26 protein-coding genes are annotated in these 24,714 nt (G+C 67.5%); 12 read left to right on the top strand and 14 right to left on the bottom strand.

The window, feature by feature from the left end:
* Positions 1–185: 185 nt before the first annotated feature.
* Positions 186–1,268, bottom strand: a complete 1,083-nt coding sequence (gene dinB, locus HMPREF3113_RS07530; RefSeq protein WP_070471642.1) for a DNA polymerase IV — start codon at positions 1,266–1,268, stop codon at positions 186–188.
* A 231-nt stretch (positions 1,269–1,499) separates the two neighbouring features.
* On the opposite strand from dinB, the gene fabA reads away from it, so the two are divergent.
* Together fabA and fabB are read left to right on the top strand one after the other, a co-directional pair.
* A complete protein-coding gene (gene fabA / locus HMPREF3113_RS07525) occupies positions 1,500–2,015 on the top strand; it encodes a 3-hydroxyacyl-[acyl-carrier-protein] dehydratase FabA (protein ID WP_070471641.1) in 516 nt (171 codons plus the stop codon).
* Complete coding sequence (gene fabB / locus HMPREF3113_RS07520) at positions 2,015–3,223, top strand: beta-ketoacyl-ACP synthase I (RefSeq protein ID WP_070471640.1); 1,209 nt, start codon at positions 2,015–2,017, stop codon at positions 3,221–3,223. Before fabA ends, fabB begins: the two co-directional genes overlap by 1 nt.
* Positions 3,224–3,329: 106 nt before the next feature.
* Here fabB and HMPREF3113_RS07515 read toward each other — a convergent pair whose 3' ends face one another.
* From HMPREF3113_RS07515 to HMPREF3113_RS07505, 3 genes are read right to left on the bottom strand one after another with little or no spacing between them, the layout of a single operon-like run.
* Positions 3,330–4,013, bottom strand: coding sequence for an HAD family hydrolase (locus HMPREF3113_RS07515; protein WP_019185763.1), 684 nt, complete (start codon positions 4,011–4,013; stop codon positions 3,330–3,332).
* Complete coding sequence (locus HMPREF3113_RS07510; protein ID WP_019185762.1) at positions 4,010–4,714, bottom strand: pseudouridine synthase; 705 nt, start codon at positions 4,712–4,714, stop codon at positions 4,010–4,012. Before HMPREF3113_RS07510 ends, HMPREF3113_RS07515 begins: the two co-directional genes overlap by 4 nt.
* Positions 4,711–5,832 carry a class I SAM-dependent methyltransferase gene (locus HMPREF3113_RS07505; protein WP_070471639.1) on the bottom strand — a complete coding sequence of 374 codons (1,122 nt, stop codon included), beginning with the start codon at positions 5,830–5,832 and terminating at the stop codon, positions 4,711–4,713. The genes HMPREF3113_RS07510 and HMPREF3113_RS07505 overlap by 4 nt, the downstream gene beginning before the upstream one ends.
* A gap of 142 nt (positions 5,833–5,974) precedes the next feature.
* On the opposite strand from HMPREF3113_RS07505, the gene HMPREF3113_RS07500 reads away from it, so the two are divergent.
* The gene (locus tag HMPREF3113_RS07500; RefSeq protein WP_019185760.1) at positions 5,975–6,238 is read left to right on the top strand and encodes a hypothetical protein; all 264 of its coding nucleotides are present in this window, start codon (positions 5,975–5,977) and stop codon (positions 6,236–6,238) included.
* Between the two features lie 28 nt (positions 6,239–6,266).
* On the opposite strand, the gene HMPREF3113_RS07495 is transcribed toward HMPREF3113_RS07500, so the two are convergent.
* Together HMPREF3113_RS07495 and HMPREF3113_RS07490 are read right to left on the bottom strand one after the other, a co-directional pair.
* Positions 6,267–6,557, bottom strand: coding sequence for a DUF3247 family protein (locus tag HMPREF3113_RS07495; RefSeq protein ID WP_046272912.1), 291 nt, complete (start codon positions 6,555–6,557; stop codon positions 6,267–6,269).
* Positions 6,558–6,638: 81 nt separating this feature from the next.
* Positions 6,639–8,639 (bottom strand): hybrid sensor histidine kinase/response regulator, encoded by a 2,001-nt coding sequence (locus tag HMPREF3113_RS07490; protein WP_235318889.1) that lies wholly within the window; start codon positions 8,637–8,639, stop codon positions 6,639–6,641.
* Between the two features lie 217 nt (positions 8,640–8,856).
* Between HMPREF3113_RS07490 and HMPREF3113_RS07485 the strand changes: the two genes are divergently transcribed.
* Positions 8,857–9,423 (top strand): DUF3016 domain-containing protein, encoded by a 567-nt coding sequence (locus tag HMPREF3113_RS07485; RefSeq protein ID WP_070471638.1) that lies wholly within the window; start codon positions 8,857–8,859, stop codon positions 9,421–9,423.
* Positions 9,424–9,498: 75 nt separating this feature from the next.
* Here the strand turns inward: HMPREF3113_RS07485 and alr are convergent, their stop codons facing one another.
* Together alr and HMPREF3113_RS07475 are read right to left on the bottom strand one after the other, a co-directional pair.
* Positions 9,499–10,572, bottom strand: coding sequence for an alanine racemase (gene alr, locus HMPREF3113_RS07480; RefSeq protein WP_070471637.1), 1,074 nt, complete (start codon positions 10,570–10,572; stop codon positions 9,499–9,501).
* Complete coding sequence (locus tag HMPREF3113_RS07475) at positions 10,551–11,861, bottom strand: D-amino acid dehydrogenase (protein ID WP_070471636.1); 1,311 nt, start codon at positions 11,859–11,861, stop codon at positions 10,551–10,553. Before HMPREF3113_RS07475 ends, alr begins: the two co-directional genes overlap by 22 nt.
* Before the next feature lie 149 nt (positions 11,862–12,010).
* Between HMPREF3113_RS07475 and HMPREF3113_RS07470 the strand changes: the two genes are divergently transcribed.
* Positions 12,011–12,490 (top strand): Lrp/AsnC ligand binding domain-containing protein, encoded by a 480-nt coding sequence (locus HMPREF3113_RS07470; protein ID WP_046272909.1) that lies wholly within the window; start codon positions 12,011–12,013, stop codon positions 12,488–12,490.
* A 68-nt stretch (positions 12,491–12,558) separates the two neighbouring features.
* Here the strand turns inward: HMPREF3113_RS07470 and HMPREF3113_RS07465 are convergent, their stop codons facing one another.
* Together HMPREF3113_RS07465 and HMPREF3113_RS07460 are read right to left on the bottom strand one after the other, a co-directional pair.
* A complete protein-coding gene (locus HMPREF3113_RS07465) occupies positions 12,559–12,729 on the bottom strand; it encodes a hypothetical protein (RefSeq protein WP_019185753.1) in 171 nt (56 codons plus the stop codon).
* Positions 12,730–12,903: 174 nt separating this feature from the next.
* Positions 12,904–13,326 carry a hypothetical protein gene (locus tag HMPREF3113_RS07460; RefSeq protein WP_026070182.1) on the bottom strand — a complete coding sequence of 141 codons (423 nt, stop codon included), beginning with the start codon at positions 13,324–13,326 and terminating at the stop codon, positions 12,904–12,906.
* A 125-nt stretch (positions 13,327–13,451) separates the two neighbouring features.
* Here HMPREF3113_RS07460 and msrB point away from each other — a divergent pair, with 125 nt between their 5' ends.
* The 5 genes from msrB to HMPREF3113_RS07435 all read left to right on the top strand — a co-directional run bounded on the left by msrB (position 13,452) and on the right by HMPREF3113_RS07435 (position 16,784).
* On the top strand, positions 13,452–13,919 hold the full coding sequence (msrB, locus tag HMPREF3113_RS07455; RefSeq protein WP_019185751.1) for a peptide-methionine (R)-S-oxide reductase MsrB: 468 nt from the start codon (positions 13,452–13,454) through the stop codon (positions 13,917–13,919).
* A 91-nt stretch (positions 13,920–14,010) separates the two neighbouring features.
* Positions 14,011–14,865, top strand: coding sequence for a flagellar motor stator protein MotA (gene motA, locus HMPREF3113_RS07450; RefSeq protein ID WP_019185750.1), 855 nt, complete (start codon positions 14,011–14,013; stop codon positions 14,863–14,865).
* Between the two features lie 9 nt (positions 14,866–14,874).
* Positions 14,875–15,822: a flagellar motor protein MotB gene (gene motB / locus HMPREF3113_RS07445; protein ID WP_070471635.1), complete on the top strand. Its 948-nt coding sequence runs from the start codon at positions 14,875–14,877 to the stop codon at positions 15,820–15,822.
* A gap of 150 nt (positions 15,823–15,972) precedes the next feature.
* Complete coding sequence (locus HMPREF3113_RS07440) at positions 15,973–16,494, top strand: hypothetical protein (RefSeq protein WP_070471634.1); 522 nt, start codon at positions 15,973–15,975, stop codon at positions 16,492–16,494.
* Positions 16,495–16,508: 14 nt separating this feature from the next.
* Complete coding sequence (locus HMPREF3113_RS07435; RefSeq protein WP_019185747.1) at positions 16,509–16,784, top strand: DUF4031 domain-containing protein; 276 nt, start codon at positions 16,509–16,511, stop codon at positions 16,782–16,784.
* A gap of 42 nt (positions 16,785–16,826) precedes the next feature.
* On the opposite strand, the gene HMPREF3113_RS07430 is transcribed toward HMPREF3113_RS07435, so the two are convergent.
* Positions 16,827–17,369, bottom strand: a complete 543-nt coding sequence (locus HMPREF3113_RS07430) for a DUF6630 family protein (protein ID WP_019185746.1) — start codon at positions 17,367–17,369, stop codon at positions 16,827–16,829.
* 136 nt (positions 17,370–17,505) lie between these two features.
* On the opposite strand from HMPREF3113_RS07430, the gene HMPREF3113_RS07425 reads away from it, so the two are divergent.
* Entirely contained in the window at positions 17,506–17,757 is a 252-nt protein-coding gene (locus tag HMPREF3113_RS07425) for a DUF3297 family protein (protein ID WP_019185745.1), read from the top strand.
* Positions 17,758–17,901: 144 nt separating this feature from the next.
* On the opposite strand, the gene HMPREF3113_RS07420 is transcribed toward HMPREF3113_RS07425, so the two are convergent.
* Together HMPREF3113_RS07420 and HMPREF3113_RS07415 are read right to left on the bottom strand one after the other, a co-directional pair.
* The gene (locus HMPREF3113_RS07420; RefSeq protein ID WP_070426533.1) at positions 17,902–19,545 is read right to left on the bottom strand and encodes a Na+/H+ antiporter; all 1,644 of its coding nucleotides are present in this window, start codon (positions 19,543–19,545) and stop codon (positions 17,902–17,904) included.
* Positions 19,546–19,676: 131 nt separating this feature from the next.
* Positions 19,677–20,486 (bottom strand): dioxygenase family protein, encoded by an 810-nt coding sequence (locus tag HMPREF3113_RS07415; protein WP_070471633.1) that lies wholly within the window; start codon positions 20,484–20,486, stop codon positions 19,677–19,679.
* 111 nt (positions 20,487–20,597) lie between these two features.
* Here HMPREF3113_RS07415 and HMPREF3113_RS07410 point away from each other — a divergent pair, with 111 nt between their 5' ends.
* Positions 20,598–21,479, top strand: coding sequence for a LysR family transcriptional regulator (locus HMPREF3113_RS07410; RefSeq protein WP_070471632.1), 882 nt, complete (start codon positions 20,598–20,600; stop codon positions 21,477–21,479).
* Between the two features lie 12 nt (positions 21,480–21,491).
* On the opposite strand, the gene HMPREF3113_RS07405 is transcribed toward HMPREF3113_RS07410, so the two are convergent.
* Positions 21,492–24,440 (bottom strand): bifunctional diguanylate cyclase/phosphodiesterase, encoded by a 2,949-nt coding sequence (locus tag HMPREF3113_RS07405; protein ID WP_070471631.1) that lies wholly within the window; start codon positions 24,438–24,440, stop codon positions 21,492–21,494.
* Positions 24,441–24,714 lie beyond the last annotated feature (274 nt).

Raw genomic sequence — 24,714 nt, 5'->3', positions numbered from 1 at the left:
ACGACGCGGGTGGGGTATCGGGACCGTGTGTTGCCATGGATGGCAACACACGAGCTTACAGGGATGTACTTGCAGCGGGTCCCGATACCCCACCCGCGTCGTCCCAAACCCTCATCACCCGGACCCCAGCGCCTCAGCCGTTGCCGTTGCCGTTGCCGTTGCCGTCACCGCAAACAGAAAAACCGTCAGCCATCACCCAGGTGATCAAACAACCCCGGCTGGCGCACCACCTCCCGCTCCCGGAAGCCCCCCAACCCCACCCCCACCAACCGATACCGCGTCTCCAGCGGCAGCTCCACCCGCGCCCGCAACCCCAGCGCAATATCCCGCAGTTCCTCCATCGAATCCGGCGGCGACTCCGGCGTGAAACTGCGCGTAATGATCCGGAACTGCGAGGTCTTCAACTTCAGCACCACCGTATGCCCCACCCGGTCGGTCTTGCGCGTCGCCTGCCACGTCTTCTCCGCCAGCTGCACGATCGCCGGCGCCAGATCCTCCAGCAGCAGATCCTCCGCGAACGTGTCTTCCGACGAAATCGACTGCACCGGCTGATCCGGCTCCACCGGTCGCTCATCGATGCCGCGCGCACGATTGAACAAGCGCCCGCCGAACGTTCCGAAGCGCGCCTCCAGTTCCTCCAGCGGCAGCGAACGCAGATCGCCCACCGTCGCGATGCCCAGCTCGGCCAGCTTGGCCGCCATCACCTTGCCCACGCCTGGCACGCGGTTCACCGGCAACGGCGTCAGGAACTGCTCGATGCGATGCGGCGGCACCACGAACTGCCCATCCGGCTTGCGCCAATCCGAGGCGATCTTGGCCAGGAACTTGTTCGGCGCGATCCCCGCCGACGCCGTCAGCTGCGTCTCCTCGCGGATCTGCGCGCGGATGATCTGTGCAATCTCCGTCGCCACCGTCATGCCGCCCTTGTGCTCGGTCACATCCAGATACGCCTCATCCAGCGAGAGCGGTTCCACCAGCTCCGTATGCCGCAGGAAAATCTCGCGCACCTGGCGGGACACCGCCTTGTAACGGACGAAATCCGGGGGCACGAACACCGCATCCGGACACAGCCGCTCCGCGCGCACCGCGGGCATCGCCGAACGCACGCCGAACACGCGCGCCTCATACGATGCCGCACACACCACCGAGCGCATGCCGCGCCACGCCACCACCACCGGTTTGCCCCGCAACGAGGGATCGTCGCGCTGCTCCACGGACGCGTAAAACGCATCCATGTCGACGTGAATGATCTTGCGGGGGCGGGACACGGGCGTGGGCACTCGGATTCAGATGAACAAGATTACAGCCACACGCCGCAGTATGGTTGTTGGATAACAACAACATGCGTTTTTGAACCTGAAAACACTACGGCGGCGTACGGTTAAAACGTTTGATTGAATCACTTTTTCTCATGCACTCTTGAGCACTTGCTTCAAGCAAGAGCAGTCGACCTGTGGTCGGCTCACCCCGACGACAACTTCTTCAGGATTGCGTTTTCCATGACTCGTCTCAACGCGTTCTCGCGTGACCAGCTGCTGGCCAGCGCCCGCGGTGAACTGTTCGGCCCGGGCAGCGGTCGCCTGCCCAATGATCCGATGCTGATGTTCGATCGCATTACCGATATCCGCGAGGACGGCGGCCCACACGGCAAAGGCATGGTACGCGCGGAACTGGATATCCGCCCCGACCTGTGGTTCTTCGACTGCCACTTCCTTGGCGACCCGGTCATGCCCGGCTGCCTCGGTCTGGATGCCATGTGGCAGCTGACCGGCTTCTTCCTGACCTGGATCGGCGCGCCCGGCCGCGGCCGCGCCCTGGGCTGCGGTGAAGTGAAGTTCACCGGCCAGGTGCTGCCGAGCGCCAAGCGCGTCACCTACGAAATCGATATCTCGCGCGTCATCAACCGCAAGCTGGTGATGGCCCAGTCCGACGCCCGCATGCTGGTGGACGGTCGCGAAATCTACTCTGCCAAAGACCTGCGTGTAGGTCTGTTCACTTCCACTGAGAACTTCTGATGCGTCGCGTCGTCATTACCGGAATGGGCATCACCTCGTGCCTGGGCAACGATCTGGACACCGTGTCCTCCGCACTGCGTGAAGGCCGTGCCGGCATCCGTCATCTGCCCGATCACGCCGAGGCCGGCCTGCGCAGCCACGTCGGCGGCAACATCGAGCTGGACCTGGATGCGCAGATCGACCGCAAGGTGAAGCGCTTCATGAGCGATGCCTCGGCGTATGCGTACATCGCCATGCGCGATGCGATCGCCGATGCCGGCCTGGACGAGGCGCAGGTCGCCAACCCGCGTACCGGCCTGATCGCCGGTTCCGGTGGTGGCTCCAGCCAGTGGCAGGTGGAATCGGCCGACATCCTGCGCGCCCGTGGCGTGCGCAAGGTCGGCCCGTACATGGTGCCGCGCACGATGTGCTCCACCGTGTCGGCGTGCCTGGCCACGGCGTTCCAGATCAAGGGCCTGAGCTACTCGCTGTCGGCCGCCTGCGCCACCTCCGCGCATTGCATCGGCGCTGCCGCGGATCTGATCCGTCATGGTGCGCAGGATGTGATGTTCGCCGGTGGCGGTGAAGACCTGCACTGGTCGATGAGCGTGATGTTCGATGCGATGGGTGCCCTGTCGACCCGCTTCAACGACACGCCCGCCTCGGCCTCGCGCCCGTACGACAAGGACCGCGATGGCTTCGTCATCGCCGGTGGCGGCGGCATGCTGGTGCTGGAAGACTACGACCACGCCGTGGCCCGTGGTGCACGCATCTACGCCGAGCTGGTCGGTTACGGCGTCACCTCCGACGGTGCCGACATGGTTGCCCCGTCCGGTGAAGGCGCGGTGCGCTGCATGAACATGGCGATGGAGCACCTCACCGGCCCGATCGACTACCTCAACACGCATGGCACTTCGACCCCGCTGGGCGACGTCACCGAGTTGAAGGCCGTGCGCGAAGTGTTCGGCGAGAACATTCCGCCGCTGTCCTCGACCAAGGCGCTGTCCGGCCACTCGCTGGGTGCGGCAAGCGTGCACGAAGCGATCTACTGCCTGCTGATGATGCGCGACGGCTTCATCGCCGGTTCGGCCAACATCGGCGAGCTGGATCCGCTGGTGGAAGGCTTCCCGATCGTGCAGCAGACCCAGCCGGCACAGCTGAACACCGTGATGTCCAACAGCTTCGGCTTTGGTGGCACGAACGCAGCGCTGGTGTTCAGCCGCATCTGATTGCAGCGGCGACGTACACGAAAAAGCCCGGCCATGTGCCGGGCTTTTTTATGCCGGTGTATCGGCGAGCCGAGCCCCGCTGCCGCTGGCAGGCCGTTGGGCAAACTCAAGGAGGAGGCAGCAACGGCATCAACAACGCCCGCGCATCCAGCAGCGAACCCACGATGCGATGCCCCAGCGCACGCAGTTCCTCATCCGGGTGCACCAGGTCCGGCACCTGGATCGCGGTCATGCCCGCACCCACCGCCGCGCGGATGCCGGCCGGGGAATCTTCCAGCGCCAGGCAGCGCGCCGGGTCCTTGCCCAGCTTCTGCGCCGCGAGCAGGTAGATGTCCGGCGCCGGCTTGGGACGCGACACGTCACTGCTGGTCACCACCACCTCGAAGAACGGCAGCAGGCCGGCGGCGGCCAACTTGCGCGAGGCGCGCGGCTGGCGCGTGGAGGTTGCGACCGCGCGCGGCACACCGTGATCGTGCAGCAGCTGCAGGATCTCCAGGATGCCGGGGCGCAGCGGCAGCCCCTGCTGCGTGCGCGCTTCGTACAGGTCGTGGCAGCGCGCGAACAGCGCGGCGACCTGCTCGGCATTCACCGTCTGCAGCAGCAGGCGTTCGCAATCGCGGTCGCCCAGGCCCACCATGCGCAGCCAGAACCCCTCCGGGAAGGGCAGTGCCAGTTCCTGCGCGGCCTGCGACCAGCACGCGATGGAGACGCGCTCGCTGTCGATCATCAGGCCGTCCATGTCGAAGATGACGGCGTCGGGCAGGAACGGCAGCGCGGCGAAGGCCGTCATGGGACGTTGAACAGCGTCTCGAGATCGGCCGCATCCAGCATGCGCCACTCACCTTCAGGCAGCTCGCCCAGCGAGAGCCCACCGATGCGGCTGCGGTGCAGCGCCTCGACATGGTTGCCAACGGCCGCGAACATCCGGCGGGCCTGGTGGTAACGGCCCTCGTGCAGGACCAGCTGCGCCTGGCGCGGACCGTTCACGTGCAGCTCGGCCGGCAGCAGCGGCTTGTCATCCGATTCCAACAGCAGGCCGCCGCTGGCGAAACGCGCGGTTTCATCGCCGCGCAGATCTTCGGCCAGGGTGACCTCGTAGGCCTTGTCCAGGCGCGACTTCGGCGACACGATCCGGTGCAGCAGCGCGCCGTCATCGGTCATCAGCAGCAGGCCGCTGGTGTCGCGGTCCAGGCGGCCCACCGAGGACAGCACCGGCGCACGCTCGCGGTAACGCGGCGGCAGCAGGTCGTAGATCAGCCGGCCCTTGTCCTTGGTCGAACAGGTGTAGCCGCGTGGCTTGTGCAGCATCAGGGTCAGCCCCTGCGGCGGATCCAGCGGCTCGCCCTCGACCCGGATCGCCTCATGCGCGACCGCGTCGTCGGCGTACAGGACCTCGCCGTCGGCATCGGTGATCAGGCCAGCGCGGAACATCCCCTGCACCTGCTTGCGGCTGCCATAGCCCAGGTTGGCCAACAGCTTGACCAGCTTCATGCGCGGCCTCCGCGGCCCCACTTCGGCTCGGTGCTGCGCGGGGCGCGGGCCGGGGCGGCGCTCTTGCTCGCCTTGGTCGCTTCGATCAGCTTGAAGCCATCGCGCTCGGCGGCCACGCGGACCTGGCCGAAGCTTTCGTTGAGGATCTGCTCGTACGGCAGATGGCGGTTGGCCACCAGCCACATCCGCCCGCCCGGGCGCAGCGCCTGCGCGGCCACGGCGATGAAGCGCTGGCCGATGTCGGGACGGTCGGCGCGCGAGGGCGTGTGGAACGGCGGGTTGGTCACGATGAAGTCGTACTCGCCCTCGATCCCGGCGGTGACGTCCTGCCAGTGGAAGCCCAGCGCCGCCGGCTTGCCCAGCGCGGCAAGGTTCTCGCGGGCCAGGGCCAGGGCGCGGCCTTCGGCCTCATACAGGTCCAGCGCGCTCACGTTCGGGCAGCGGGCCAGCACTTCAGCGGACAGGTAGCCGAAGCCGGCCCCCAGGTCAGCGCCACGGCCGGCCAGGTCGGCCGGCAGCTGCTCCACCAGCAGCGCCGAGGCCGGGTCGATGCGGTCCCAGGCGAAGATGCCGGGGCGGCTCTGGAACCGGCCGCCCAGGATCGCGCGCGGCGCGTCCAGCGACGCCCAGCGCTGCGCCAGCGCGGCGTCGTGCTGGCCATTGAGCGGCGCGGTCCAGTAGGCGCGGCAGTGGTTCTTGGTCAGCTTGCCGCCCAGGCCGGCCAACTGCTGCAGGTCGCCTTCGCCGGAGCGGGCACCTTCGTTGTTGTGCTGGCAGGCCACCACGATGCCGCCGGGCGCGGCCAGCGCCAGCGCACGGGCGAACAGGGCCTTGGCCTCCTCGCGCTGGCGCGGCGGCAGGACCAGCACCACGGCGTAGCGGGTGGCGTCGCTGGCCAGCTGCTGCTCGTCGCGTACGGTCCAGCCACTGGCTTCCAGCGCATCGGCGAACGGGCGGAAGCTCTGCTCGCAGACCAGCTGGGCCGGCTGGGCGTGCTCGCGCAGCGGCGCGCCGTCGCGGGCGCGCAGGAACAGCACGGGGCCGGCCGGCCAGGACAGTGCGCCACTGGCGAAGGGCAGGAACAGGGTTTCCAGGGGAGCGTCGTGCTGGGCAGCCATGCGGGGGCACATCTTGAAAAGAGGCCGCCATTCTACCGGTTCGCCCGGCCGGACCCGGATTTGCGTTTATTCAACGTCCTGTTGATGCCCTGACAACATCCAAACCGGCAGGGTGGAGCCTCACTTCCCGTGGAGATGGCTCATGCGTGCATTGTTCGTCGGTGGCGTAGTCGACAACAGCGAAATGGACATGGAGGGCAGCCAACCACCGGTGCACTACCCCGAAGACACCGGCGGCGGCCATTCGCGCTACCGCCTGCACCAGATCGGCAAGACCTCCGATGGCAACGTGGCCTATGCGGTCTATGGGGCGCCGGACATGGCCGATGAAGAGGTGGCGCGCATCGCCGATGAGCGAGCCTACGCGCGTCGCTTCGAAGCCGAGCCCAGCGAATTCACCCACTGAGCCGACGCCGAGGCACTGCCCGCCGCGATCACTCGCGGTAGGGCAGCTGCCGGATGGCCCTGATCTGATCGAGCCAGATGAGGTGCTGCTGGACCGGCGTATCCAGATCGTCCAATCGCAGCTGGCCGTTACTGCCTTCATGTTCGTCGGCATCGCGGTACTGCTGCAGCGTCGGCTGCACTGCCACGGTGCCCAGCAGGCGGCTGCCGTCATCAAGCGTGAGCTCGACCTGGGTCTGGCCGTGCAGCTGCGGCAGCAGCGCTTCCAGGGCCGCGATGGCGGCCGGATCGGTGTGGATGCGGGGGGCGTAACGTGACATGGCAACTCCTGTGGCGTACGCCCTCAGTGTGCCCGCCGCGGCGTCAACACATTGCCAACGGCTGCCGGCAGCGGCGCCGGCTCAGCGGCTGGCGAGTACGCCCCGCACCGCGGCCACCAGCTGGGCGACCGAATACGGCTTGGCCACGTGCTCCTGGAAGCCTGACGCCAATGCGCGCTTGCGGTCGTCCGCACGCGCCAGCGCCGTCACCGCCACCGCCGGCAACGCCTCTGGCTCGACGCCCATGTTGTCGCGCAATGTGCGTACCAGGCCGTACCCATCCATGCCGGGCATGCCGATGTCGGTCAGCAGGGCATCGATACCGCTGTGGCCGTTTTCGTTGAGCAGTGCCAGCGCTTCGCCGGCCGAGGACGCCGTGGTGACCGAAGCGCCCTGCTCTTCCAACAGCCGCCGCAGGTACTCCAGCACCTCGGGCTGGTCTTCCACGGCCAGCAGGTGCAGGCCCTTGAGCGGATACGGCTCGATGATCTGTTCGGTGATCGGCCCACTGAACACTTCGCGCAGCGGGCGGCCATCGGCCTGCGGCTGATAGCGCGGCAGGCGCACGTTGAAGCTGGCACCCTGGCCGTGGCCTTCGCTGCTGGCCGCAACCACGCCACCATGCAGTTCCACCAGCTGCTGGACGATCGCCAGCCCCAGCCCCAGGCCGCCATGGCGACGCGTGGTGGTGCCGTCGGCCTGGCGGAAGCGGCTGAACAGATGGCGCAGGAACTCCGGCGCGATGCCGTCGCCGGAGTCGGTCACGGTGATCGACCAGTGCCCGCCATCGGCGGCCAGGGTGAGCACCACGCGCCCTTCGGCCGGGGTGAATTTGATGGCGTTGGACAGCAGGTTCCACAGCACCTGCTGCAGGCGCGTGGCATCGCCGAGCACCAGGCACGGCTCGTCGGGCATCACCAGTTCCATCGAGAGCGCTTTGCCTTCGGCGACCAGCTCCTGTGCACGCATGGCCTCTTCCAGCTGCGCACGCAGATCCAGCATTTCCACTTCCAGCTGGACCTTGCCCAGCAGCATGCTGCTCAGGTCCAGCATGTCCGAGATCAGCCGCTTCTGCGCCATCGCACTGTTGGCGATCACGCCCAGCCCCTTGTACATCGGGCTGGTGTTGTCGATACGCTGCAGCAGCAGTTCGCTCCAGCCCAGGATGGTGGTGAGCGGGGTGCGCAGCTCGTGCGAAAGCGTGGCCAGGAACTCATCCTTCAGCCGCGCCATGTTCTCGGCGGCGCTGCGCGCGGCACGCTCGGACTGCAGCAGTTCTTCGCGCGCCATTTCGATTTCGCGACGCTCGGTCACATCCGGGCTGCTGCCGGCCAGGCCGATGAAACGGCCCATCCTGGAAAAGCGGGGCCGCGCGTTCATTTCCAGCCAGCGCCATTGCCCGTCGGCGCGACGGCCGCGCACCAGTGCATGCATGGAGCGCTGCGACTTCAGTGCCTCCTGCAGTTCGTAATCGAACACCGAAGCATCGTCGGGATGCACCAGGCCACGCCACACATCGTCCGGTACGCGCTGCTCGTCGCCGCCGAAGAACTCGCTGAAGGCACTGTTGACGAAGCGCGAATGCCCGCGCTCATCCAGGACCCACACCGGCATCGGCAGGCCATCGGCCAGCGCACTGAAGCGCGCCTCGCTTTCGGCCAGCTCCACCTCGATGTGCTTGCGGTTGGTGATGTCGAAGAACACTACGGCCACCAGATGCTCGTCCGGTTCGCCAACGCTGACCGCCTCGACCGAATACCACCGGTTCAGCGCGCGTGCTTCCATCTCGAACTGCCGGGCCTGGCCGCTCAGTGCCACCTCGCCATAGGTGCGGTACCAGTCCGTCTCATGGCCGGGCTGCAGGCTGGTCATCCGCTGCCCGCAGACATTGCTCAAGCCGGTATTGCGCGAAAACGCCTCGTTGACCTCCACGAACCGGTAATCCACGCCCACCCCGGCATCGTCGAAGATCACCTCGATGATGCAGAACCCCGCATTCAGGCGCTCAAGGACCGTGCGATACAGGGCCGGATCCGGCGATGAAGCCAGGAAAGAGGCGCGTTCCAACGTCGAAGTGGGCAGGCTGGGCAAGGGCTTCAATGAGGCAACTGGCGAAACAGAGGAGGACAGGATCGGCCAACGCGCGTATTCGCAGCGTCAAGCGCCGGGGGTCTGGGGCGGGCCTGGGTGAATTGGCGCCAACCGCAGACGCGGAGCATACACGCGTGGATTGTCCGCCACCCGGATCGGGATCACACTGGTACCTGATCCCACTTGTGATCGCGACCCAGGCATTGTCATGAACCGCACCTCCCTGATCGCCGGGGCCCTGGCCGGGCTGCTGCTCATCGGCAGCGCCGCGGCCGCCCCGCGTACCGTGACCGACCCGCAGGCCCCGCGCGCGCTCAAGACCGAAGGCCCTGTCCAGGTGACCTGGACCGACCCGGCACAGTTCACCGAGATCCGGCTGAGCAACAACCGCTTCGAGGCCGAACGCGGCGACTGGGTGCAGCAACTGGCCAAGTATGTGCAGACCACGGCCAGCAAGGCGCTGCAGCCCGGCCAGACGCTGCAGGTCACCTTTACCGATATCAAGCGCGCCGGCGATTACGAGCCTTGGCATGGCCCTCGCGCCAACGACATCCGGGTGATGCGCGATATCTACCCCCCGCGCGTGACCCTGACCTACACCCTGAAGGATGCGCAGGGCCAGGTGATCAGCGAAGGGGAACGCAAGCTGCAGGACACCGGCTACCTGCACAACATCGGGCGACAGAGCGACACCGACCCGCTGCGCTATGAGAAGCGCCTGCTGGATGACTGGATCCGGCGCGACCTGCGCAACGAGGCCACGGCCAGCACCTGAGCCCTTGGGCCCACATGAGAAAGGCGGCGCATCAGCGCCGCCTTTTTTCATGCACGCGGTATCGCCGGTGGCGGTTCAGCCGTCGACGTACTCGCGCACGACCCGCTTCACCCCACACGGCAGCTGGTAAGCACTGACCCCGCACAGCGGTGCCAGCGCCTCGATGCGGGGGGCATCGCCCCACAGCGTCACCGTGCTGCCGATGCCGGCCTGCGGCAGGTGGGTCAGGTCCACGGTGAGCATGTCCATCGAGACCCGGCCGATCACGATGCCCGGCTGATCGTCGATCCGCACCGGGGTGCCGTTCGGCGCGAACTGCGGGTAACCGTCGGCGTAACCGAGCGCGACCACGCCAACCCGGGTCGGGCGCTGCGCGACGAAGCGCGCGCCGTAACCGACCGGCTCGCCCACCGCGATGTCACGGACGGCGAAGATCTTCGAACGCATGCTCATCACCGGCCGCAGGCGCCCGGTCAGCGCGGTATGCGCCGGCATCGGGTTGATCCCGTACAGCATCAGGCCCGGGCGCACCCAGTCGCTGCGTACGTCCGGCCACCCCAGCAGCGCTGGCGAGTTGCACAGGCTGGTCTGCCCGGCCAAGCCGTCGATGGTGGCCGCGAAGACGTCGGCCTGTTCGCGGGTGCGCGGGCTGTCCAGTTCGTCGGCCCGCGCCATGTGGGTCATCAGCACCATCGGCCCGACATGCGCCAACGCGCTCAACGTGGCGTGCGCGGCGCGGAACTCGTCCGGCCACAGGCCCAGGCGATGCATGCCGCTGTCCAGCTTCAACCACACGTTGAGCGTGGCGGTGGTCTGGAACGCGGCCACCGCCTCGACCTGCCACGGCGCGCCGACCGCGAACCACAGGTCGTGCTGCACGATCAGCGGCAGCTCACTGGCGTCGAAAAAGCCTTCCAGCAGCAGGATCGGGCCGGTGATGCCGGCCGCGCGCAGCTCCAGCGCTTCCTCGATGCAGGCCACGCCAAAGGCATCGGCCTCGGCCTGCAGCGCGCGGGCGCAGCGCACCGCGCCGTGCCCGTAGGCATCGGCCTTGATCACCGCAACGGCCTTGCCGCCCCCCAGTTCGCGCGCCAGCCGGTAATTGCTGCGCAGCGCGTCCAGATCAATCAACGCACGGGCTGGGCGCATGAACTCGGCTCACGGTAACGGACAGAGGCGGCATGGTGGGTGTAACGGAAGATATCCAGGCCTTCGGTGCTGATCTGCGGCTGGCGGGCATCCATCAGGTCGGCCAGGTAGCGGCCGGAGCCGCAGGCCATGGTCCAGCCCAGGGTGCCGTGGCCGGTATTGAGGAACAGGTTGCGGTACGGCGTAGCGCCGACCACCGGGGTGCCATCCGGCGTGGCCGGGCGCAGGCCGGTCCAGAACTCGGCGCGCGACAGGTCGCCGCCCTCCGGGTACAGATCGCGCACCACCTTCTCCAGCGTGGCGCGGCGGCGCGGCGAGAGCGACAGGTCGAACCCGCCCACTTCGGCCATGCCACCCACGCGGATGCGGTCGTCAAAGCGGGTCACGGCCACCTTGTAGCTTTCATCCAGGATGGTCGAGGTCGGCGCCATTGCCGGATCGGTGATGGGCAGCGTCAGCGAGTAGCCCTTGAGCGGGTACACCGGCAGCTGCATGCCCAGCGGTGCGACCAGCGACGGCGAGTAACTGCCCAGCGCGACCACGTAGTGATCGGCGGTTTCCAGCTTGCCATCGATGCGTACACCGGTGATGCGGTCGCCCTCGCTGTGCAGGCCGGCGATGTCCTGGTCGAAGCGGAACTCCACCCCGGCATCGACGCACATCTGCGCCAGGCGACGGGTGAACAGCTGGCAATCACCGGTCTGGTCGCGCGGCAGGCGCAACGCGCCGACCAGCTTGTCGGCCACGCCGGCCAGCGCCGGCTCATGGGCGATGATGCCCGCGCGGTCGAGCACCTGGTACGGCACGCCGTACTGGGCCAGCACTTCGATGTCCTGCGCGGAGGCATCCAGCTGCTGCTGGGTGCGGAACAACTGGGTGGTGCCCAGGTCGCGGCCCTCGAACTCGATGCCGGTCTCGCGGCGCAGCTCGTTGAGGCAGTCGCGGCTGTACTCGGACATGCGCACCATGCGCGCCTTGTTGATCGCGTAGCGCTCGTGCGTGCAGTTGCGCAGCATCTGCGCCAGCCAGCGGTACTGGTGCCAGTCCAGGCCCGGGCGGATCGCCAGCGGCGCATGCTCGGAGAACAGCCATTTGACCGCTTTGAGCGGCACGCCGGGGGCGGCCCACGGCGAGGTATAGCCGAACGACAGCTGCCCTGCGTTGGCAAAACTGGTTTCCAGCGCCGGACCAGGCTGGCGGTCGACGACCGTGACTTCAAACCCGGCCTGCCGCAGGTACCAGGCACTGGTCGTGCCGATCACACCGCTGCCAAGGACTAGAACGCGCATGACACCTCTCCAACCCGATCATTCCCTGCGCAGGAGCACGCCGGGACCATAATTGAGGAAGTATAGTCAGCCGCAACCAATCAATTCGCCTGTTTTTCCTGCATCAGGCAGGATATTGTCCCGCCAACATCCTCGAGAGGCTGACGCCGATGGCCACGCGTGCCCGTGAACTGGACAAGATCGACCGCAAGATCCTGCGCATCCTGCAGGCCGAGGGTCGCATTTCCTTCACCGAACTGGGCGAGCGGGTCGGGCTGTCAACCACGCCCTGCACCGAGCGCGTGCGGCGGCTGGAGCGCGACGGCGCGATCACCGGCTATTACGCCAAGCTGGATCCGCATTACCTCAAGGCCAGCCTGCTGGTGTTCGTGGAGATCAGCCTGGCCTACAAATCCGGCGATATCTTCGAGGAGTTCCGGCGCGCGGCGCTGAAGCTGCCCAACGTGCTGGAGTGCCACCTGGTGTCGGGCGATTTCGACTATCTGCTCAAGGCACGCATCAGTGAGATGGCCTCTTACCGCAAGCTGCTCGGCAGCACGTTGCTGACCTTGCCGCACGTGCGTGAATCCAAGAGCTACATCGTGATGGAAGAGGTCAAGGAAACCCTGACCCTGCCGATCCCGGATTGATGTCGGCCCGATAACGCAGAAAGGCGGCGCGCGTGTGCGCACCGCCTTCGTTCATTGCGTCAAGCGCATCAGCGCTGCTGCTTCTGGTCCTGGTGCTTCTGGTCCTGCTGCTTGCCGCCCTTCTGATTCTGCTGGTCCCACTGCTGCTGGTTCTGCTGGCCGGGCTTCTGGTTCTGCTGCTGACTGCCCTGCTGCTCCTGCGGCGATTTGCCGGGACTGCGGTTCTGCTGGTTAGCCATGATTGCACTCTTCTCGAAAAACCTCGGGGGATGCGCTGGGTTGCGGCGCGGGTACAGGGTCCCGCCGATCCGGTTAATCACAGGCGAAAAAACAGTGAGGTGGTGCGTTGACGGCGATGACTGCGGGCAGCCCGATGTAAACCATTCATGCTCCGCGTCCCAGCGCCGCAGCCCTCACGGTTTTATCTGCTGGCCATCGCCACTGGGCACCGCGTCGTAGTAACGCCCCGTGCGGGTATCGAGCACGCGGTTGGGGCCCACCTGCTTGACCCCCGGAATGATCCGGCCGTTTCGGTCGTAGACCTTGCTCTGCACGGCCGGCCCCCGCATCGGCGCCGGCTGCGACGGGCCTTTGCTCTGGATCGGGTGCGTGCGCAGCTGCTGTTGGGTCTGCGAGGACGATTTCACCGGCGCCATCTGCCCGGACAGGCTGTCGGCCGGGGCCGGCTGCGCGGGGATCGGCAGGGGCGCGGGGGTCGGCGGCGGGGCCACGACCGGGCGGGTCGCGGTGGGGCTGGGTGGCGGCCCGATCTGCGCGGCCGCGCCCAATGGGAGCAACGCCAGCAGGGCAGCGGCAAGGCGGCGTGGGCGGTACATGGTGATCTCCCGGCGGCGGTTCAGGTCTTCACCATGCACCTGCACGGGTATCAGCACCATGAACGCCGGCTTGTACCTTGAGAGGCAAAAGCCCAATCTAACTGCCATACCAATAGGGAACCTTTATGACGGCTTTTGACCTGTCCCCACCTACCGACGCCCAGCGCCAAGCCCTGGTGGCCGGCCTCAGCGCCGATGAGCAGCGTGTCCTCCTGCACCACGGCACCGAGGCGCCGTTCTGCGGGGTGTTCCTGGACAACAAGCAGGACGGGGTCTACGGCTGCCGGTTGTGCGGCCTTCCGCTGTTCCGCTCCAGCACCAAATTCGACTCCGGCACCGGCTGGCCGAGCTTCTTTGCCCCCTTCGATCCGGCCCATGTCCGCGAGATCCGCGATGCCAGCCATGGCATGGTCCGCACCGAAATCGTCTGTGCGCGGTGTGACAGCCATCTCGGCCATGTCTTCCCCGATGGCCCGCCGCCGACCCATGAACGCCACTGCCTGAACTCGGTCTCGTTGTCGTTCACCCCCAATGGGCAGGCCTATCCGGACCCGCTGCAACGCGGTGGTGCCGAGGCTGGCCCGGCAGGCTGAATCCGGGAAAGTGTGACGTCGAGCGAACGCCCCCCTTCAGAAAGGGTGTGAAGGGGCCGACATGGAGGTATCCCCTTCCCGCGTCGGCCCCATGCTCATCATCGTTGGACTTCTCGTCGTCATCCTCAGCGTGCTCGGCGGTTACGTTGGGGCGCACGGCAAACTCGGCGCGCTGTGGCAGCCCTACGAACTGGTGATCATCGGCGGTGCGGCGCTGGGTGCGTTCCTGGTCGGCACGCCGGTCAAAACCGTGAAGCAGACCCTGGCGGCCACCGTGGGCGTGTTCAAGGGGCCACGCTACAAGCAGCAGGACTACATCGACGTCCTCAGCCTGCTCTATGAGCTGCTCAACAAGGCCCGCCGCGAAGGATTCATGGCGCTGGAGGACCACGTCGAGCGCCCGGCCGAAAGCAGCATCTTCGCCAACTACCCCAAGGTGCAGGCCGACCACCACCTGGTCGATTTCATCACCGACTGCCTGCGCCTGATGATCGGCAGCAACATCGAGCCGCACGAGCTGGAGCCGCTGCTGGAGCTGGAACTGGAGAAGCACCATGGCGAGGCGATGCAGCCGGCCGCGGTGCTCAACAAGGTCGCCGACGGCCTGCCCGGCTTCGGCATCGTCGCCGCGGTGCTGGGCATCGTGATCACCATGGGCTCGATCGGCGGGGAAATCACGGAAGTCGGCGCGCACGTCGCCGGCGCGCTGGTCGGCACCTTCCTGGGCATCCTGCTGGCCTATGGCTTCGTCGGCCCGCTGGCCTCGGCCGTGGAAGCGCGCGCCGAACAGGACGCACGCATCTACGAATCGGTGAAGACCGCCCTGCTGGCCTGCCTGCGCGGCTACAACCCGAAGATCGCCCTGGAATTCGCCCGCAAGACCCTGCCGTCCAACGTGCGCCCGGGCTTCAGCGAGTTCGAACAGCACCTCAAGACGGTCAAGTAAGGCAGCGCCATGGCCGAGACCAAACCCACCGTCATCGTCCGCCGGGTCAAGAAGGCCGGTCATGCCGCGCACCATGGCGGTGCCTGGAAAGTGGCCTACGCCGACTTCGTGACCGCGATGATGGCCTTCTTCCTGGTGCTGTGGCTGATGGCCGCCACCAGCAAGCCCGAGCGCGCGGCGATCTCCGAATACTTCCGCAACCCCAGCCCGCTGGCCGGCAGCAGCTCCACCCCGGCCCCGGGCATGGCCGGACCGGGCGGCGCCAGCACCTCGATGATCAAGCTGGGCGGCGCCACCGACATCTCGCGCGGCAACAGCAACGATCCCTTCCAGAACCAGCAGGCCTCCCGGCCCGTGCCGCAGCAGGACGAGCGCGAGCGCGAGAAACGCCAGCTCGAAGCGCTCAAGCAGGAGTTGGAAGAAGCGATCAGCAAGAGCCAGGCGCTGGAACCGTTCAAGGATCAGCTGCTGCTCGACCTCACCCCGGAAGGCCTGCGCATCCAGATCGTGGACAAGCAGAACCGGCCGATGTTCGACATGGGCAGCGCCTCGCTCAAGCCCTACACGCGCGCGATCCTTCGCGAGCTGTCGCAGTTCATCAACCACGTGCCGAACCGGATCAGCATCACCGGCCATACCGATATCACCGCCTACAACGCGGCCCACGGCTACAGCAACTGGGAGCTCAGCGCCGACCGCGCCAATGCCGCCCGGCGGGCGCTGCTTGATGGCGGCATGACCGAGGACAAGGTAACCCGGGTGGTCGGGCTGTCCTCCTCGGTGCTGTTCGACCGCACGCAGCCGGACAACCCCATCAACCGCCGGATCAGTATCGTGGTGATGACCAAGGCGGCCGAAGCGGCGGCGTTGGCCGGCGCCGGGCAGGAAGTGGCGCTGTCGCCCACCGCTGCCGACGCCGATATCCAGGCAACGCTCGCGCCGGCTGTCGCGCCGTAAGGGACGCGACGAAGGCGGCAGCAGAGGGAATTCAGGGAATCCGTGGAGCCGGCCAGCGGCCGGTGCTGACGAACGCCTGTAAGGAATCCGTGGAGCCGGCCAGCGGCCGGCACTACAATGGGTCTTTCCTTTTGTAGATAGACCGCACCCATGTCCAAGCAGTCCAAGGCCAAGCGCGACAAGCGCAAGAAGCAGCAGCCCAAGCGCCCGATCAACCGCCTCAACGCCCAGCAGCCGGTGCAGAACCATGCCGTGCTGACCAACGAAGAAGGCCAGGTCGTCGCCGCGATCGGCCTGCAGGGCACCGAGTGGCTGCTGGCCATCGGCGGCCAGACCATGGGCAACGCCGACAACCCGGTGCCGATGCTGGCCATGCTCAAGCACCTGTCCAACGTCCAGGAAAAGGAAGGTCGCAAGGTCAACCTGGAGTACTCGACCCAGCTGCAGCAGCTGATCGACGACCTGGCCGCCGACGAAGGCAAGACCGCCGACGAGTACCTGGCCCAGCTGGTCTCCGAGTTTGAAGGTGTGGAAGGCGAGGAAGGCGAGGAAGGCGAAGACGCCGAAACCGCTGCCGACGCCGGCGACGACGCCAAGGTGGCAGACGAGGCCGGCACCGATGCCGCCGCCGACGCCGCCCCGGCCGCCAGCGACGACAAGCCGCAGGCCTGAGCCACGGCGATCCGGTGACGGTCTATATCGACGATGCGGTACATCCCTGGCGCGGCGAGCGCTGGGCGCATCTGATGGCCGACACCCTGCCCGAGCTGCACGCCATGGCGGCGCAGCTCGGGATTCCACGGCGGGCGTTCCAGAACCGCCGCAGCGGCGCGCACTACGACGTGCCCGCCCCGCTGCGCCTGCAGGCGATCGCCCTGGGCGCACAGGCCATCTCACGACATACGGACCGCGAACGGGTCAAAGCCGTGATCGCCAACGCAAGAAGCCAGTATCAGGCGTAGCTGCCGACCGTGGGTCAGCATACGCAGCCCGCAATCGCGCCCTCAGAACGGATCGCTGCCCGGCCGTACTTCCACGCCCAGCAGCGAGCACAGCGCCAGCATCGCATCGTCATCGCGGTTGAGCGCCATCCAGCCGGCCAGCGTGTCATTGCCGGTATCCACGCTCCACAGCGCGTAGTTGTGCTCGCGCAGGCGGTCGTGGGCGGTGGTCATCAACATCGGCGCATCCACCTCCGCCGCGAAGTCCTCATCGTCCAGGTCGCCGCCCCAGTCGATCTGCAGGTTCCAGCGCGCGGACAGCTCGTTCACCGCCGACATCAGCGCATCGGCATCGCCCCGCTCCACCTCGAACCCGGACTGCCAGGCAATCGCGGCCATCATGGGCGGCAGCCAGTCGGCGTCCTCATCGATGCCCTCGCCGCTTTCCAGCAGCGCTTCGCGCCAGCGGTTGAACTGCTGCAGCGCCAGTTCTTCATCGCCCGGGTTGATCAGCACGAACAGATTCCAGATCCGCGCCTCGAAATCGTCCTCGTCGAAATCGCGCTCTTCTTCTTCGAAGTCGAAATAATCGCTGTTGTCGGGCATGGCCGGTAATCCTGGAGACAGGGGCGCATTCTGCCGTGCAAGGGCGTTGGCAGGAAGCGAAATTCGGCGCGGGGCCCGCCGCGGTTTATCCTGTGCGGCAGAAGACGGCCTTGGTGGTCGTCAGCATCCTGTGACCATGAGCGATACCCCTCCCGATCACCTGGCGATCAACCCGGCCAGCCCCTTCCACGATGCCGCTGCGCTGGAGCGCGGCGTGGGCATCCGCTTCAACGACGTCGAGCGCGACAACGTTGAAGAATATTCGGTCAGCGAAGGCTGGATCCGCGTGCAGGCCGGCAAGGCCCGCGACCGCCGCGGCAACCCGATGACGATCAAGGTCAAGGGCACCGTGGTGGCCTACTTCCTGGATCAGAAGCCGGACGCCTGATCCGACGTCTGCCGGAGACGTCTGATCCACGTGTGGCGGGGTAGAGCCACCCCACGGGTGGCTGCGCGGACCCATTGGAACCCTCGCGTCAGGGACGAAGCGCAGCCACCCATGGGGTGGCTCTACCCGTGGCACGGTGCGGCCTCAATCGCGTTGCCGCGTCTCCAGCAGATCCAGATTGCGGATCAGCCTGCGCGAGATCTCATCGGAGATCTTGCCCCGCCGGGTCAGGCGGAACAGCTCTTCACGCTCGGCGGTCAGCCCCGCGGTGCGCAGCTGGCGATAGCCCTGCTCCATGCGCTTGACCTTCTCCGGATCCGCATCCGGCCCGGCTTCCTTCTCCAGGTTGCGCTGGTACAGCAGGCTGACCCGCGAGGCGGCGTCGTTGTAGAGCTGCACGTTCTCGGTGGTCTGGTTCTGCACCAGCTGCTGGCGCGTGCGCTCCACGCCGGCCAGCGCCGCCTTGGCGGCCAGCTTGCGGGCCAGGTCCTCTTCCTTGCGCTCGCCCGAATCGGCCGGCAGTTCCAGGCCTTTGAGCAGGCGCGGCAGCGCGATGCTGGCACCGACCAGCGAGATCAGGATCACCGCCGCGGCCAGGAAAATCACCAGGTCGCGTGCCGGGAAGGCACTGCCGTCGGGCAGGAACAACGGCAGGGTCAGCACGCCGGCCAGGGTGATCGCACCGCGCACGCCCGCCACCGAGGTCGCCACCACGATCCGCCAGGAGGTGCCCTGCCGGGCCTCGCCCCGATGGCGCGCACGCAGCAGGCTCCAGCGCAGCGACAGCCACACCCAGGCCAGGCGCAGCAGCACCAGCGCCAGGTTGATCACCACCACATAGACCAGCAGCCACCACGCACTGTGGTGCCCGCTCTCGCTGACGGTCTTGATCGCGCGTTCCACGATGCCCGGCAACTGCTCGCCCAGCAGCACGAACATGATCCCGTTGAAGCTGAACTGCAGCATGTTCCAGACCGCCGTGCGCTGCACGCGCATGCTGCCCGAGACGCGGCCGGTGAGCTCCACGTAGCTCATCGTGACACCGGCGGCGACCGCCGAGAGAATGCCCGACGCATTGAGTTCTTCAGCCAGCAGGTAGGCCGCGAACGGGATCAGCAGGTTGACCAGCAGCGCCGCACCCGGCTCCTCGCCGAAGCGCCGCCACAGCCAGCGCTGGAAGGTGGACACGCCCAGCGTCACCGCCACGCCGATCGCCAGTCCGGCCACCGCCACCCACAGGAAGGTCAGCGAGGCATTCGCCAGCGAGAAGGTCCCGGTCATCACCGCCGCCACTGCGAAGCGGAAACAGACCAGGCCGGACGCATCGTTGAGCAGCGACTCGCCTTCCAGGATGTGCATCAGCCGCTTGGGAATCGGCGCGCGCGAGGCGATCGAGCTGACCGCCACCGGGTCGGTCGGGGAGATGATCGCCGCCAGCGCGAAGGCCACCGCCAGTGGCATCACCGGGATCATCCAGTGGATCAGGAAGCCGGCGCCGATCACGGTGAACACGACCAGCCCGAAGGCCAGTTCCAGGATTACGCCCTTGTCGCGGAACAGGCCCTGCTTGGGGATGCGCCAGCCATCCAGGAACAGCAGCGGCGGCAGGAACAGCAGGAAGAACATCTCCGGCTCGAGCGCGTGGCCGCGGTTGAACACTCCGGCAATGACCGCGCCCAGCCCGATCTGCACCAGCGGCAACGGCAGCGACAACGGCAATACGCGGACCAGGTAGCCGCTGGCGACCACCGCCACCAGCATCGCCAGAACGACTTCAATGGTATGCATGCATTTTCCAGTAAGCAGCGCGGGGGAGGCTGCGGACAGCCGGCGCCGGAAACAGGAAAAAACGTACCACACGTGCGCCGCCACGCGAATGCGCGGGGCGTGGCAGGCTCAGTCGGCGGACAGCAGGCCCCTCATGCGGCGCGCTGCTGCGCGTCGGCGCCATCGAAGCGATAGATGTCCATCGCCAGGAAGCCGGCATCGATCCCGGCATCGATGCGCTGCGCACCGAGCGCTTCGCCACCGGCGGCGCCCATCGCAAAGTGCAGCGGCTGCAGGTGCTCGTCGCTGGGGTGCGCCTGCACCGCGTGCGGGGCCTGGCGGCGGTAATCGATCAACGCGGCGCTGTCATCGGCGGCCAGGCGCTGCTCGACCCATTCGATGAAGGGCCGCACATAAGGGGCCTCCTTGCCGTCCGCGTAGCTGCGCCAATCGTGCAGGTTGTGGGTGATGCTGCCCGAGCCGATCAACAGCACGCCCTGCTCACGCAGCGGCGCCAGCGCGCGCCCCAGCGCGAACTGGTGGGCCGGCCCGAGCAGTGGCTGGATCGCCAGCGGCACGACCGGGATGTCCGCCTGCGGATACAGGAACCGCAGCGGCACCCATGCACCGTGATCGAGACCGCGCTGTGGATCGATCGCGGTCGGCAGACCGGCAGCGCCCAGCCGCTGCGCGACCTCCTGCGCCAGCGCGGGCTCGCCCGGGGCCGGATACTGCAGGTCGAACAGTGCCTGCGGGAAACCGCCGAAATCGTGAAGGGTGGGCGGCTGGGCGTGGCCGCCGACCGCCGGCTGGTGCGTCAGCCAGTGCGCCGAGGCCATCACGATCGCGCGCGGGCGCGGCAGGCGCGCCGCCAGCGCGGCCAGGCGCTCGCCCACCAGACCGGGATGGAGTGCGGTCATCGGCGAGCCATGGGAGATATAAAGGGACGGCAAGCGGGGCATCACGGACTCCAATGGCAGGACCCAACGGGTCGATCTGCAGATCAGCGTATTGCGGACAGATCAGCCAATAAATACGATGCATCGACGCTGTTTATTTCGGAAAAAGAAACAATGGACACTCTGGACGCCATGCGTGTGTTTGTCGCCGTGGTCGAGCGCAATGGCTTCAGTGCCGCCGCGCAGGCCCTGGACCTGTCCACCGCCGGGGTGACCCGGCAGATCGCGGCGCTGGAAAAGCGCCTCTCGACCCGGCTGCTCAACCGTACGACCCGCCGCGTGAGCCCCACGAGCACGGGCGCGGCCTACTACGCCGAGTGCGTGCGGCTGCTGGCCGAGTTCGATGCGCTGGAAGCCGGCATCAGCGCGCAGGCGCTGGAGCCCTCGGGGCGGCTGCGGATCAACGCACCGGTCAGCTACGGGATCGCCCGCCTGGGCCCGCTGCTGGCCGGGTATCGCGCACGCTACCCGCAGGTGGAACTGGACCTGTCGTTGTCCGACCGTCTGGTGGACATGGTCGAAGAAGGCTACGACGTGGCCATCCGCATCACCCGCCAGCCCAGCCCGGCCCTGATCGCGCGCAAGCTGGGCGACGCGCAGATCAGCCTGTGCGCAGCGCCGTCGTATCTGGATGCGCATGGCCGTCCGCAGCAGCCCGAAGATCTCTCCGCGCACGAGTGCCTGCACTACAGCTACTGGGCCGGCGGCGATGCATGGCAGTTGCACGGTCCGCGCGGGGAGGTCTCGGTGCCCGTGCACGGCGGTGTGCGTGCCAACAACGGCGATGTGCTGCGCGAGGCCGCGATCGCCGGCATGGGCATCATCGTGCAGCCGGATTTCCTGGTCGCCGAGGCGCTGGCCGATGGGCGGCTGGAGCGCGTGCTGCCCGAGTGGCAGGTGCCGGGCATCGGCATCCATGCGGTATACACCAGCCGCAGCCACCTGGCCCCGAAGGTGCGCAGTTTCATCGACTACCTGGCCCAGGCCCTGGCGTGATGGCGCGCGCCGCTATGCCTCCACCGATTCCAGCTGCCCGATGAGCCGTGCCAGCGGCATCGGCCGGCCGAGCAGATAGCCCTGCACCTGGTCGCAGCCATGCGCGGCCAGCCACTGCAGCTGACCGGGCGTTTCCACGCCCTCGGCGATGATGGTCAGGCCCATGCTGTGCCCCAGTGACAACAGCGCGCGGCAGATCGAGGCGTTGCGCGGGTTGGTTTCCACGTCGGCCACGAAGCTGCGGTCGATCTTGAGGATGTCCAGTGGCAGGTGCTGCAGGTAGGACATGTTGGAATAGCCGGTGCCGAAATCATCCAGCGAAATGCAGATGCCCTGCTCGTGCAGGCGCTGCATGGTCTGTTTGGCCTGGCCCGGCTTGCGCATCAGGCTGCTTTCGGTCAGCTCGACCTGCAGCGCACCGCGGGCCAGCCCGAATTCGTGGCTGGCGCGGGTGAACTCGGCCACCAGGTCGCTGTTGAAGAACTGCACCGCCGAGACATTCACCGCGATGGGCAGGTCCCAGCCCGCGTCGACCAGCTGCCGCTGCGCCTGCGCCGCGGCGCGGATCACCCAGCGGCCAAGCGCGAGGATCAGCCCGGTGTCTTCGCACAGCTGGATGAACTCGCCCGGGGGAATGAAGCTGCCATCCGCCTGCGGCCAGCGCAGCAGGGCTTCCAGCGCGGCCGGGCTGCTGTCGCCGGCGTGGCAGATCGGCTGGTAATACAGCTCGAACTCGGTGTCGATCGCACTGTGGATGCGGCCGGCCAGGCGCAGCCGCTCGGCCAGGCGCGAACTGACGGTCGCGTCGTACCAGGCGATGACATTGCCTTCGTCGCGCGCCGCGTGGGCGGCCTGCGCGGCCATGCCGATCACCTGTTCGGCGGTGCTGGCATCGTCGCCGGCCTTCACGGCGACACCGATGCGCGGCTCGAACTGGTGCAGCCAATCCTGCCCGCGCACCGGTTCGGACACGGTCTGCACCAGCGTATCCAGCGCGGTCTGGCGCTGATGGTCGTCGCGGATGGCGAAGATGAAATCCTCGGCCGGCTGGAAGGCAAGCAGGCCGTAGCGCACGCCGAGCCCGCCCAGGCGCTTGGCCATCGCCTGCAGCACCACGTCGCCGACTTCGCGGCCGAGCGTGTCCGAGACCAGCTGCAGGCCGCGGAACTGCACGTAGGCGATCGTGTAGGCGCCCCCCTCTTCATCCAGCTGCGCGGCCAGCGCGCGCGTATTGAGCAGACCGGTCGCCGGGTTGTGGGTGGCGTGGTACGCCAGATCGCGCTCGTAAGCCAAACGCTCGCTGACGTCCTCGGCCAGTACCAGGCAGGCCTGGCGGCCGTCGAAATCCAGCCGCGCCAGATGCGCACGCACCTCGAAGACGCTGCCGTCCTTGCGCTGGTGCAGGCGGACCTGCGCATCCTGCACGTCGCCGATGCGCGCCTGCGCGATCGCCCCGCGGATCTCCTCCCAACCCTCGCGCGGGCGGATGTCCAGGATGCTCATCGCCAGGAACTCATCGCGGCTGTAGCCGTACTGGCGCACCGCCGCTTCGTTGACCTCCAGAAAGCGCAGCGTGTCCGGATCGAACACCCAGAACGGGGCCGGATTGCGGTCGAACAGCAGCCGGAACTGGCGCTCGGCCTGCTGCACCCGGGCCAGCGCATCGACCCGCTCGCTGACATCGGTCAACGCACCGATCATGCGGCGCTGGCGGTCCACCACCGCCACGCGCTGGCCGCGCGCGGCGACCCAGCGGGTCGCGCCACCCGGCAGCACCAGGCGGAACATCTCATCGAGCACGCCGCTGCCGGCAAAGGCGGCATCGAAGGCCTGCTGCATGCGCGCGGTATCGTCGTGGTGCACGCGCGCGAAGAAATCCGCGACGGGCAGGCTTTCGATGTCGATGCCGAAAATCTCTCGGGCCAGCGGCGACCAGCGCAGCAGGCAAGCATCCTCGTCCACGTACCAGGTACACACCTTGCCGACCTGGTGGGCCATGCGCAGTTCGGCGTGGCCGGTACGCAGCTCCTCGCTCAGGCTGTCCTGGTCGCGGGTGGCGCGGCGCAGGCTGACATAGACCGCGGCAAACAGCGCCCAGTACAGCAGGTAGACCCCGACCGAGGCCTGCACATACGGCCACCAGGCCGCCAGCACGTCGCGCCGGCCCAACCCGGCGTACACCGCCAGCGGGTACTGGGCCAGCGTGCTGAGGCTGGAGATGCGCTCGATGCCATCCACGGCACTGGTCTCGGTCCCCAATGGGGTCAGGGCATCGCGGCGCAGCAGCTCGCGCCTGGCCAGGCCGAAGCGGCGCCCCACCACGCCGACCGGATCGGGGCTGCGCGCCAGCACGTAGCCCCGCGGGTCGGTGATCGAGATCACCCCGGCATCGCCGGTATCCATGCCGCCGATGATGGCCTGCAGTTCCGCCGTGCGCAGCCGTGCCAACAGCCAGCGGTCACCGCCCATCGGCAGCGCCAGCGGCAGGATCCAGTGCGCGGCATCCAGCGCCTGCGGCGGCCCGAGGAAAACCTGGCTGCCCAGGCCGCGGTTGTCATCCACCGCCCAGAGCGGCAACTGCAGGTCGCCACTGCCACTGGTCAGGGCCCGCCCGTACTGGTCGACCACCACGATGCTGTGCAGTTCGGCATGCCGCTGCAGCGCCCCGGCGATGCTGGCATCGAGCAGGTCCGGTGCCTGCGCCGGCACCCGCTGGAAGAGCAGCGCGCCATCGCGGGAGATGCCCTGCATCACCCGCTCCAGGTTGCGCAGTTCCAGCCGCAGCAGGCGCTGGGCGCCGGTGGCCAGCGCCGAGCTCTGGCGCTGCGCGGCTTCCTGTCGGCGCTGGCAGTCATTGAGCAGCGTCGCCACCAGCCCGGCGCCCAGCAGCACGCCCAGGGATACCCCGAGCCACACGAACGTCCGCAGTGGCCGTGCCAGGGCACGGTTCAACGCGGGCATCGCAACCCTTTTCCCGAACGACAGGCTGACTTCATCTGTAAACGCTTCCTGGTTTCCCCAAACCTGAGCGGCCGCTGCCCGGGATTCTTGACGCCTTGCTCGTCACACCGGCGCCAGCCGGCGCCCGCGGAATCCGTGCAGGCCCCAGCATGCACCAGCGCGTACGGCACGGGAAGCACCGCGGCCAGGGTTCACATCAGTGAACCCGGAAGACCGGCACACCCGGTACCCGATGCCGCCGAAGCCGGCATAACCGCGCGCCCGGTACGGGATT

The organism is Stenotrophomonas sp. HMSC10F06 (assembly GCF_001807865.1).
GTDB classification, from domain to species: Bacteria; Pseudomonadota; Gammaproteobacteria; order Xanthomonadales; family Xanthomonadaceae; genus Stenotrophomonas; species Stenotrophomonas bentonitica_A.
The sequence above is the reverse complement of the archived record's forward strand: the minus strand, read 5'-3'. Positions and strand labels throughout refer to the sequence as shown.

Coding starts and splice junctions, on each gene's coding strand:
- fabA (WP_070471641.1), top strand. CDS start 1,500: ATGACTCGTCTCAACGCGTTCTCGCGTGACCAGCTGCTGGCCAGCGCC.
- fabB (WP_070471640.1), top strand. CDS start 2,015: ATGCGTCGCGTCGTCATTACCGGAATGGGCATCACCTCGTGCCTGGGC.
- HMPREF3113_RS07515 (WP_019185763.1), bottom strand. CDS start 4,013: ATGACGGCCTTCGCCGCGCTGCCGTTCCTGCCCGACGCCGTCATCTTC.
- HMPREF3113_RS07510 (WP_019185762.1), bottom strand. CDS start 4,714: ATGAAGCTGGTCAAGCTGTTGGCCAACCTGGGCTATGGCAGCCGCAAG.
- HMPREF3113_RS07505 (WP_070471639.1), bottom strand. CDS start 5,832: ATGGCTGCCCAGCACGACGCTCCCCTGGAAACCCTGTTCCTGCCCTTC.
- HMPREF3113_RS07500 (WP_019185760.1), top strand. CDS start 5,975: ATGCGTGCATTGTTCGTCGGTGGCGTAGTCGACAACAGCGAAATGGAC.
- HMPREF3113_RS07495 (WP_046272912.1), bottom strand. CDS start 6,557: ATGTCACGTTACGCCCCCCGCATCCACACCGATCCGGCCGCCATCGCG.
- HMPREF3113_RS07485 (WP_070471638.1), top strand. CDS start 8,857: ATGAACCGCACCTCCCTGATCGCCGGGGCCCTGGCCGGGCTGCTGCTC.
- alr (WP_070471637.1), bottom strand. CDS start 10,572: ATGCGCCCAGCCCGTGCGTTGATTGATCTGGACGCGCTGCGCAGCAAT.
- HMPREF3113_RS07475 (WP_070471636.1), bottom strand. CDS start 11,861: ATGCGCGTTCTAGTCCTTGGCAGCGGTGTGATCGGCACGACCAGTGCC.
- HMPREF3113_RS07470 (WP_046272909.1), top strand. CDS start 12,011: ATGGCCACGCGTGCCCGTGAACTGGACAAGATCGACCGCAAGATCCTG.
- HMPREF3113_RS07465 (WP_019185753.1), bottom strand. CDS start 12,729: ATGGCTAACCAGCAGAACCGCAGTCCCGGCAAATCGCCGCAGGAGCAG.
- HMPREF3113_RS07460 (WP_026070182.1), bottom strand. CDS start 13,326: ATGTACCGCCCACGCCGCCTTGCCGCTGCCCTGCTGGCGTTGCTCCCA.
- msrB (WP_019185751.1), top strand. CDS start 13,452: ATGACGGCTTTTGACCTGTCCCCACCTACCGACGCCCAGCGCCAAGCC.
- motA (WP_019185750.1), top strand. CDS start 14,011: ATGCTCATCATCGTTGGACTTCTCGTCGTCATCCTCAGCGTGCTCGGC.
- motB (WP_070471635.1), top strand. CDS start 14,875: ATGGCCGAGACCAAACCCACCGTCATCGTCCGCCGGGTCAAGAAGGCC.
- HMPREF3113_RS07440 (WP_070471634.1), top strand. CDS start 15,973: ATGTCCAAGCAGTCCAAGGCCAAGCGCGACAAGCGCAAGAAGCAGCAG.
- HMPREF3113_RS07430 (WP_019185746.1), bottom strand. CDS start 17,369: ATGCCCGACAACAGCGATTATTTCGACTTCGAAGAAGAAGAGCGCGAT.
- HMPREF3113_RS07425 (WP_019185745.1), top strand. CDS start 17,506: ATGAGCGATACCCCTCCCGATCACCTGGCGATCAACCCGGCCAGCCCC.
- HMPREF3113_RS07420 (WP_070426533.1), bottom strand. CDS start 19,545: ATGCATACCATTGAAGTCGTTCTGGCGATGCTGGTGGCGGTGGTCGCC.
- HMPREF3113_RS07415 (WP_070471633.1), bottom strand. CDS start 20,486: ATGCCCCGCTTGCCGTCCCTTTATATCTCCCATGGCTCGCCGATGACC.
- HMPREF3113_RS07410 (WP_070471632.1), top strand. CDS start 20,598: ATGGACACTCTGGACGCCATGCGTGTGTTTGTCGCCGTGGTCGAGCGC.
- HMPREF3113_RS07405 (WP_070471631.1), bottom strand. CDS start 24,440: ATGCCCGCGTTGAACCGTGCCCTGGCACGGCCACTGCGGACGTTCGTG.